Here is a 1182-nt window from a genome sequence, read left to right as displayed (position 1 = left end):
GCAACAGAACCGGTGAATGGATAATGGAATATCACATACCAGATTATTTATAAAACGATGACTTTGTTCTATCTTGCAAAAGCACCAACGGTTCCACTCTAAAGTAATAGTTTTGGTTATTAATACCAATTGTTTTTTTGTTATATAAGGGGAGGATAATCCTTGAAAGTAATAAATGAAAGAACTTGATAACCTATAGATGGAGGTTTTTGTATGAAGCGATATATAACACTATTTAGTCTCGTACTTATTTTAAGTGTAACGGCCCTGGGATGCCAAAGTATAAAGCGTATGGGGACCCATCCCTATTACGTACAAATTACAACAGATGGTCAACTAAAAGATAAAAGATTTGAGTATAATTTACAAGGATTTGATGAAGAAGGGAAAGAGAAAACAATGTCATTTACCGCTGAGAAACAACTAAGAAAAGATGCCTACTTAAAATTGTTTTACGATGGAGATAAAGGAGTAAAAACTTGGGAAGAAGTGAAGAATGAAGATCTTCCTAAGAAGGTAAAAGAAAAAATGCAAGGGAAATAGAAATTTATTAATATCTGTTTACAATGCCTATCAACTTAAAGGCTCTATTGCAAAGTCTGAAAAAGGCAAAGCCAGTTAACCTAAAAAGTTAACTGGCTTTGCTAGTAAATAGGAACTTCAAACAATCCAGGTATGTTGAAGTTCTTTAATACTAACATAAAGAGTAGCATACGATAATCCTAAATATGTCCTTTGGAAAAGGTCATATTTAGGGGAAATAAGTGATGAATGAACATAAAACCAAACAAACGGAACCCTTTGGTGTATAGTTGTAATTTTGAATATGAATTGCACTTATATTTTGGTTATAAAAACCAAAACTAGGGATACTATATAAACAGTGAACTTCCCCCGACATACTATGGTATGGACATACTAAAGTGTAGAAGGTTTTTATATGTTTATTCATACTCCTTATCAGAGAGCACTTAACTGAGGAAAGGTAGTGCTCTCTTTGGTTTGCACACATGGAGAAGACATGCATATAGTAAAGTATGGACAACCCCGATTGTCCTAATTTACTCATTCACTAATTTAACTTCTTTTAGAGCATCCACGCCAAAGGATGCTCTTTTTCTTATGCGAAAATAGGAAAATTTATATGTAGTTAACAAGGTGAGGTTCTATGGGTTCTGTTGC

At 33.5% G+C, this 1182-nt stretch carries 1 protein-coding gene; it reads left to right on the top strand.

Translation table 11 applies throughout. The annotated features are described in order from the left end of the window. The first annotated feature begins 213 nt into the window (after positions 1-213). The gene (locus tag CDB3_RS28920; RefSeq protein WP_128856843.1) at positions 214-543 is read left to right on the top strand and encodes a YxeA family protein; all 330 of its coding nucleotides are present in this window, start codon (positions 214-216) and stop codon (positions 541-543) included. Positions 544-1182 lie beyond the last annotated feature (639 nt).

Origin of the sequence: Bacillus sp. CDB3 (assembly GCF_002081505.1) — a bacterium.
GTDB classification, from domain to species: Bacteria; Bacillota; Bacilli; order Bacillales; family Bacillaceae_G; genus Bacillus_A; species Bacillus_A cereus_AT.
The sequence above is the reverse complement of the archived record's forward strand: the minus strand, read 5'-3'. Positions and strand labels throughout refer to the sequence as shown.

What these genes read in the sequence shown, in the direction of transcription:
- CDB3_RS28920 (WP_128856843.1), top strand. Translation starts at nt 214, where the DNA reads ATGAAGCGATATATAACACTATTTAGTCTCGTACTTATTTTAAGTGTA.